Source organism: Dehalococcoidia bacterium, from assembly GCA_021295915.1.
In the GTDB taxonomy this organism is placed as follows: domain Bacteria; phylum Chloroflexota; class Dehalococcoidia; order Lucifugimonadales; family UBA1123; genus VXRN01.
Genome location: JAGWBK010000001.1, coordinates 1 through 7,299, shown reverse-complemented (window position 1 = coordinate 7,299; position 7,299 = coordinate 1). Strand labels below are relative to the sequence as shown.

Sequence of the window (7,299 nt, the reverse complement as noted above, 5' to 3'; positions counted from 1 at the left end):
TGGCGGAACGGTAGACGCGCTACGTTCAGGACGTAGTATCCTTACGGGTGTGTGGGTTCGACTCCCTCCTTCGGCACCAGCCTCTCTTTAGGCCAAAAGACCAATGAATCGCGCGCTTGTAGCTCAGTTGGATAGAGCGCAGCCCTGCGGAGGCTGAGGCCGTGGGTTCGAGTCCCGCCAAGCGCGCCATTACACTCCCTTCCGCACCCAAATGGGCGGTTAGCTCAGCTGGTTAGAGCGTCTGTCTTACACACAGAAGGTCACAGGTTCGAGTCCTGTATCGCCCACCACGACGTATACGCACTTGGTGGCAATCGACCTGAACGAGGGCGAGATCGTGTGGAAGGTGCCTTTCGGAGAAGGAAACGAGGAAGTCCGCACGCATCCATTGCTCAGCGGGGTCGACTTACCGGACCGGCTGGGCACGTATGGCAACTCAGGACCGATGGCGACCAGGGGGGACTGGTTTTCCTGGGCGGCGGCGAGCCGTACCTTTATGCATTCGACATGCCAACAGGCGCCGAACTCTGGCGTGGAGCGACCCCGTATCCAACCCAGGCGAATCCGATGACCTAGGTGACAGGTACAGGACGGCAGCTCGTCGTAGTCGCCACTGGCCGGAGCACAGACGCGGCACTAGTTGCGTTCGCGCTACCTGCAAGTGAGAATTAGCGCGACCGGGGTGAACCTCTTAAATTCAGTCCTACGTCTGGAGTAGAGCCGCTCCCGTTGCGCTCTTCAGAGCGAACTTCTCGTTCAGGAGCAACTCACAAGCACACTCTTGCGAATACTCGCAATTGCTGCATGTCGCTGTTACTAGATATTTTCTCTTGACTGACTATCGCTGATCCACTATGTTGGTGTTGAGTGCGAGAGCCAGTAAAATGAGTTGCGAAGACCAGACAGTTCAGACCCTAAAAGAGTCGGGCCACCGGCCTACCCCACAGCGCCTGATGATTCTGTCAGCTTTGCGTCATTCACAGGGCCATATCACCGCCTCACAGGTCCTGGAGCAGGTCAAGGAGTCGTACTCTTACATAGATCTTTCGACTGTCTACCGCACGCTTGACATGCTCAAGCAGATGCGCCTCGTGTCAGAGACCCACATGGGAGGCGATCAGCACTCTTACGAATGGATCGAAGAAGTCAGGCACCACCATCTAATTTGCCAGGACTGCGATCGAGTCGTCCTCCTGGACGATGTCATGCTGGAGTCACTGGGCACAAACATATTTGAAACATACGGATTCGAGGTGGACATCGACCACCTCGCAATTTTCGGGGCGTGCCAGGAGTGTCGAGAGGCTACTCCTTAGTCGCACCTGAACATCAGTAGGACGAGAACCCAAATGCTACTAAACGCAGGTATAAGTGTATTGAGATGGGACATTCCTCACCCGCTCCACGCCCCCGACGGCTTTTTTAGCCTTCCAATGGCAGTTGCCGGGTATGTTGTGGTTGCTCTCGTTATCTCATTTGCAATCAATCGGACGCGCACGGAACTCAATGAGCGCATGGTGCCGATGATGGGTGTGATGGCGGCGTTCATATTCGCGGCCCAGATGATCAACTTCCCAGTTGCAGGGGGTACGTCCGGCCATCTCGTGGGAGGTGCGCTGGCCGCTATCATCCTGGGGCCCTGGGCAGCAATTATCGTAATGACGGCAGTCGTTGGGCTGCAGGCGCTGCTCTTTCAGGACGGCGGACTAGTCGTGCTTGGCATCAACCTGTTCAACATGTCCATCGTCAGCGTCCTTGCGGGCTATGGAGTCTACTTCATCGCCCGGAAGTTTGGTTCATCATCCAAGGGTGTACTCTTTGCTGGCGGTTTTGTCAGCGCATGGGTATCGGTGATGATGGCAGCCGTTTTTACGGCCTTTGCCCTGGCTTTTTCAGGCACGTCGCCTCTATCACTTGCCCTCCCTGCCCTTGCGGCTGTACATGCGCTGATCGGCATTGGCGAGGGGCTGATCACGGTATTTGCGCTCTCGTTTATCAGGGTGGCCCGACCGCAGCTTCTACAGGCGAGAAGGGAATCGCGGGTCCAATTCGCTGAGGGAGTGTGACATGAAAGTTACATGGTGGATTGCAGGCTACTTTATTGCCATTGCCATTACGCTGGTAGCCCCTTTTGCTTCGTCTTCACCCGACGGCCTCGAGAGGGTCGCTGAAGATCAGGGATTCATGGACACGGCCAAGGAAGCTCCATATGCCGTAATCGCCGACTACGTCTTTCCCGGCGTCGAAAATGAGGCTCTCGCCACTGTGCTCGCGGGAGTAATCGGTGTGACGGTCATCTATCTGCTAGTGGCAGGTGGTACCTATATGGCATACCGGTCTACTGCCAACCGTAGAGTCTGAGTCGCGCGATTTCTACCAGCACTGCACTCCTCGATCGCTATATCGAAGGCCGCGGGCTATTACACCGCGCCGACCCGCGCGTGAAACTCGTCATCGCCCTCGCCTTTATCTTCGCGACTACCTCCATTCCGCCAGGCAAGTGGCCCGCGTTCGGGGCAATGCTTCTAATCGCATGGGCGGCGGCCGCAATTTCGGGCGTCGGGGTGGTCCGCGTGTTTCTGCGGTCGCTTATCGCTCTTCCCTTCATACTTATCGCGCTACCAACCGTGTTCACCAAGCCCGGCGCTCCGCTTTTCGAGTTGTCGCTGGGGTTGTTTACACTGACCGCCACAGCGGAAGGTATGGAGTTCTTCGTCAGTGTCTTTATCAAGTCGTGGGCGTCAGTCACCGCGGCGGTGATACTGACTTCCACTACCCCTGCCCTTGGCCTGCTCGCAGCGCTCAGGTCTCTGAAGCTGCCAGAGATTCTAGTAGCAGTGGTAATGCTGATGTACAGATACCTGTTCGTGCTCGTTGAAGAGGCCCAGAGGATGCTCCGTGCCCGCTCCGCTAGAAGTGCCGGGGTCGGACCAGGTTCCGGGGGATCCCTGATCTGGAGAGCCAGAAGTGCCGGCGGCATGGCAGGCTCTCTTTTCATCCGCACCCTTGACCGCGGCGAGCGAATCTACATGGCCATGCTCGCGAGGGGATACGACGGCGGAATCAGACAGCGGGCCACTACCCCATTGGGTAGACTTGCCGCGGTTCAGATTGCTCTACCTCTTTCCCTCTTCGCCACCATCGCAATCAGCGCAAGGTTCCTGTTGTGACTTCTACAACTATACAGAGAGACGTGGCCACCGCACTGGAGATTAGCAATCTCTCGTTTTCATACCCTGACGGTCGACAAGCGCTCGGGGGTGTGACTTTCAGTCTCCGGGCCGGAGAGAAAGTTGCGATTCTGGGTCCGAATGGGGCTGGCAAATCTACACTGCTACTCCACCTTAACGGTCTGTTGCATGGCAACGGCGACGTCAGTGTCATGGGGAATCGCGTCGTGGAAGACGACAAAGAGACGCTCGGGCTAATCCGGTCTCTTGTCGGGCTGGTCTTTCAAGACCCTGACGATCAGCTCTTCTCTCCCACGGTCTACGACGATGTCGCCTTTGGCCCCATCTACATGGGTCTGCCACAGGACGAGATAGATGACCGCGTCCTGCACGCGCTGAGTCTGGTCGGTCTTGACGGGTACGCCGACAGAATGCCGTTCCACCTTAGTGGCGGCGAGAAGAAACGAGCGGCAATTGCGACAGTGCTCTCAATGAATCCACAGGTACTGGTGCTGGACGAGCCTTCTGCTGGCCTGGACCCCAGGGCCCGACGCGGACTCATCACCCTGCTCGATCGGCTGGATCAGACCATACTGGTCACAACTCACGACCTGCACATGGTCAAGGAGATACTCCCGAGGTCGATAATCATGGACGGGGGCGCAGTGGTAGCTGACGGCCCCACTGAGGAAATCCTCTCGGATCAGGCCCTGCTGGAGTCGCACGGACTCGAAATGCCCTAGAGGCAATCAAGTGAGCAGTCCAGCCCCTGTTGGAACACCCTCCGTGTGGAGGAGCCAATGGGCTGTCAGGGACCGCCCTTCGCTATCTGACAGGGGCACCCGCCGTATAGATCTCGGTTGACGAGGCGACAATCGAGGGATCCGGCAATTGCACCACGGACTCGTCCTTGCCCTCGTAATCGAAGAGATTGAGGACGTGCCGCATTGCGTTGATCCTTGCCCGCTTCTTGTCGTCGGACTTTATTATCGTCCAGGGGGCAACGTCGGTGTCGGTGAGGAGGAACATCGCTTCCTTGGCCTCTGTGTACTCCTCCCATTTGTCCTTGGATCTGAGGTCAACGGAACTGACTTTCCATTGCTTCAGCGGGTCGTTAGCCCTTCTCTCAAATCGCCTCAGCTGCTCTCTGCGGCTAACGGAGAAATACAGCTTTTCGAGGTGAATTCCACACTCGACAATCATCTGCTCGAGAGCCGGTGCCTGCCGGATGAACAGCCGGTACTCACGGTCTGAAGAGAATCCCATTACCCTTTCGACACCTGCACGGTTGTACCAGGACCTGTCGAATAGCACGATTTCGCCTGCGGTCGGAAAGTGCCTGACGTATCTCTGGAAGTACCACTGCCCTCTTTCGACGTCGGATGGTTTATCAAGGGCCACAACCCGCGCCTGGCGGGGGTTCCAGTGCTCCATGAACCGTCTGATAGTGCCGCCCTTACCGGCTGCATCCCGACCTTCGAACAGGATCATCAGCCTTTCCCCCGTATCCCTCATCCAATTCTGCAGCTTGATGAGTTCCACCTGAAGCGGCAACTTCAGCGATTCGTACTCCTTTCTGCGCATTCTCTGGGCGTATGGGTACAGGTTCTCCCTGAAGTACCGAATGCGGTTTTCTGCACCTATGTGCGTTGGATCTTCAATGGGTTGGGCGTTTGGTATGGGCTCCTCAAACCCGGTCGGAGCACCGGAGACTACAGTAACCGTCTGGTTATCTGAAATAGAGTTGCTGGAATTAAGGCTGTTCTTATTCATTGCACTACCACCCATATTTAGATACTCCAGAATATATTACGACGGACGTGACACTTAATCAAAACATGGACGATGCACACGATTCGAGGTCAAATCTAGACGGATTTCGAACTGGTTCCCCGTCATTACTCGAGTTTCACCCACGCTGCCCTTGTTCAGATCAAGCCTAGTGACCTGCTGCGCTCAAACGCATACCATCACGCGGCCATGCAGTCGTATAATCTGTCGGGTGCCCGGACTCTCCGGCTAGCATTGAGGAATCGACTGTAATGGACCTTTACGTACTCAGACACGGGCAGGCTGAAGAACGAGATGGCTTGAAGTATTCGGACGATCGGGAGCGGCCACTCACGCTAAGAGGCATCGAGCGCCTGGCACGACAGGTGACGGGCATGAACTCACTCGGGATATGCCCTGAATTGATTGTTACCAGTCCACTGGTAAGGGCGGTACAGACGGCTGAGGTAGTTCGAGAAGGCCTGACCCTCGAAATGCGACTTGAGTATTCCAATTTCCTCGTACCATGGGCAGAGCCGAGGGAGATTCTCGAAGAGCTCCGCGAAGCACACGCCTCAGAGCACAGTGTCATGGTCGTAGGACACGAGCCTCACCTCAGCAGCCTGATATCCCTCGTCTCGTCAGGCACATTAAATTGTGCAATCCGACTGAAGAAGGGAGCCCTCTGCAAACTGCGCATTCCTACTGTGGGTCCAGGTCGCTGCGGACGTATCGAGTGGTCTCTGACGCCGAAACAGATCTCGAAACTGGGGTGAAGTGTGCCATGGAGGTCACAATAGATCAGATCGGCAACACGCCCTTCCCTTCGGTGGTGGTTATTGAGCATGTCTGACCGGTGGCCCACGCGGCTTAACAGGGAATGGTCCGAGTGCGTCTGACCCTCCCAAGGAAAATGCCAAGAATCTACCGTGGCTGGTGGGTCGTCTCGGTGCCATTCCTCGCCGCTGCCCTCGGCACGGGTGCCGGACAGTATGGCTTTGGCATCTTCATCGAGCCGCTGGAGCAGACCTTCGGCTGGAGCCGTTCCCAGATCAGCGCTTCGCTTTCGTTCACTGCCGTTGGGAGCCTGTTGGCTCCCATGCTGGGCAGGTTCATCGATCGCTATGGGGCAAGACCAGTAATTGCGGGGTCTCTGGCTCTTGTGGCCCTAAGCTTCGTCATGCGACCCATGATGACCGAGCTGTGGCACTGGTACGCCCTGAGCCTTCTTCAATACGCCGGATATACGGGCGCTTCAATGCTGCCTGCCGGTAAACTCGTTGGTCTCTGGTTCAGGCGTACCCGGGGACGTGTCATGGGAATTACTGCGATGGGGAACAACTTCGGGGGGCTGGTCTTTCCACCCATGATGGGATGGATGCTACTCCTGATGTCGTGGCAGGCAACATATGTCGCGCTCGGCATCATGACGGTGTTGCTACTTGCGTACACGTTGCTCATGGTGCGTGACTCACCATCCGAATGCGACCTCGAAGATGGTGCAACTGAGCTAGAGATCAGGGGAGCAGCCCCAGTCACAGGCAGGACTGTAGGGCAGGCTCTGCGCGACAAGTCGTTCTACGCGATCGCGGTTGCAGTAACCCTGGGCACTTTCACCTACTCGGCGATAATCCCACAGATCATCCCACATCTCCTGGATGGCGGGACCACCCTTGCTGTCGCGTCCATAGTCTTGAGCCTGTACGCCATCGCGGGCATGGTAGGTAAGTTCATCATGGGACTGGTGGCCGAAAGGGTGACCTCTCGTTACGCACTGATGTTGAACTTCGTCGGGCAGGCCGTATTCCTTCTTGCAATGATTCGGGCCGACAATCCGATGGTCATGTGGACCGCAGTCCCGGTTCTGGGAATCTTCAACGGAGCGTTCGGAGCCCTGTTCCAACTCGTAGTGCAGGACGCATTTGGAATTCGCTACTTCGGCAGTATCATGGGACTGATTAACTTTGCGACTCTAGTCTCGTTCTTCTTCGGTCCAATACTGGCCGGTGTGTCTTACGACATCACAGGGAGCTACACCCTGGCTTTCCTTGCTGTGTCAGGGATGTTCGCGACAGCGGCATTGGCATTGACGCAGGCCAAGCCGCGAACAGACTTGCAGTAGAACTCGATTCTAGCTTACCTGCACTGCCTCGCAATGGTATTTACTCGTGCCTGCGAGACCATCTTCCGCGTTGAACGGCCTCTCGCTATGTCGGTGTCAAGGGCGGGCGAAAAATGTACCCCTGGGGTGTCGTAGTCCAGCGATTATGTCGGCGTAACTGACCAGCATAAGTGTCATGGCTAACTGACCAGCGAAAATGTCCGGGTGAGTGATCCTCAGAGGTGTCATCTCTGAGCG

9 protein-coding genes and 2 tRNA genes are annotated in these 7,299 nt (G+C 56.5%); 10 read left to right on the top strand and 1 reads right to left on the bottom strand.

Annotated features, from left to right (window positions below; genetic code table 11):
- Window positions 1-112: 112 nt before the first annotated feature.
- The 8 genes from J4G14_00055 to J4G14_00020 all read left to right on the top strand — a co-directional run bounded on the left by J4G14_00055 (window position 113) and on the right by J4G14_00020 (window position 3,913).
- A tRNA-Arg gene (locus J4G14_00055) sits at window positions 113-189 on the top strand.
- A gap of 24 nt (window positions 190-213) precedes the next feature.
- Window positions 214-290, top strand: a tRNA-Val gene (locus J4G14_00050).
- Between the two features lie 49 nt (window positions 291-339).
- The gene (locus J4G14_00045) at window positions 340-576 is read left to right on the top strand and encodes a PQQ-binding-like beta-propeller repeat protein (GenBank protein ID MCE2456196.1); all 237 of its coding nucleotides are present in this window, start codon (window positions 340-342) and stop codon (window positions 574-576) included.
- Window positions 577-884: 308 nt separating this feature from the next.
- Window positions 885-1,316, top strand: coding sequence for a transcriptional repressor (locus tag J4G14_00040; GenBank protein MCE2456195.1), 432 nt, complete (start codon window positions 885-887; stop codon window positions 1,314-1,316).
- 33 nt (window positions 1,317-1,349) lie between these two features.
- Window positions 1,350-2,066 carry an energy-coupling factor ABC transporter permease gene (locus J4G14_00035; GenBank protein ID MCE2456194.1) on the top strand — a complete coding sequence of 239 codons (717 nt, stop codon included), beginning with the start codon at window positions 1,350-1,352 and terminating at the stop codon, window positions 2,064-2,066.
- A 1-nt stretch (window position 2,067) separates the two neighbouring features.
- The gene (locus J4G14_00030; protein MCE2456193.1) at window positions 2,068-2,361 is read left to right on the top strand and encodes a PDGLE domain-containing protein; all 294 of its coding nucleotides are present in this window, start codon (window positions 2,068-2,070) and stop codon (window positions 2,359-2,361) included.
- A gap of 80 nt (window positions 2,362-2,441) precedes the next feature.
- A complete protein-coding gene (cbiQ, locus tag J4G14_00025) occupies window positions 2,442-3,170 on the top strand; it encodes a cobalt ECF transporter T component CbiQ (protein ID MCE2456192.1) in 729 nt (242 codons plus the stop codon).
- A 23-nt stretch (window positions 3,171-3,193) separates the two neighbouring features.
- Window positions 3,194-3,913, top strand: a complete 720-nt coding sequence (locus tag J4G14_00020; GenBank protein ID MCE2456191.1) for an ATP-binding cassette domain-containing protein — start codon at window positions 3,194-3,196, stop codon at window positions 3,911-3,913.
- Window positions 3,914-3,995: 82 nt separating this feature from the next.
- On the opposite strand, the gene ppk2 is transcribed toward J4G14_00020, so the two are convergent.
- Window positions 3,996-4,943: a polyphosphate kinase 2 gene (gene ppk2 / locus J4G14_00015; protein ID MCE2456190.1), complete on the bottom strand. Its 948-nt coding sequence runs from the start codon at window positions 4,941-4,943 to the stop codon at window positions 3,996-3,998.
- Between the two features lie 269 nt (window positions 4,944-5,212).
- On the opposite strand from ppk2, the gene sixA reads away from it, so the two are divergent.
- Both sixA and J4G14_00005 read left to right on the top strand, forming a co-directional pair.
- A complete protein-coding gene (sixA, locus tag J4G14_00010) occupies window positions 5,213-5,716 on the top strand; it encodes a phosphohistidine phosphatase SixA (protein MCE2456189.1) in 504 nt (167 codons plus the stop codon).
- Window positions 5,717-5,853: 137 nt separating this feature from the next.
- Window positions 5,854-7,062, top strand: a complete 1,209-nt coding sequence (locus tag J4G14_00005) for an MFS transporter (protein ID MCE2456188.1) — start codon at window positions 5,854-5,856, stop codon at window positions 7,060-7,062.
- The last annotated feature ends 237 nt before the right edge of the window (window positions 7,063-7,299 follow it).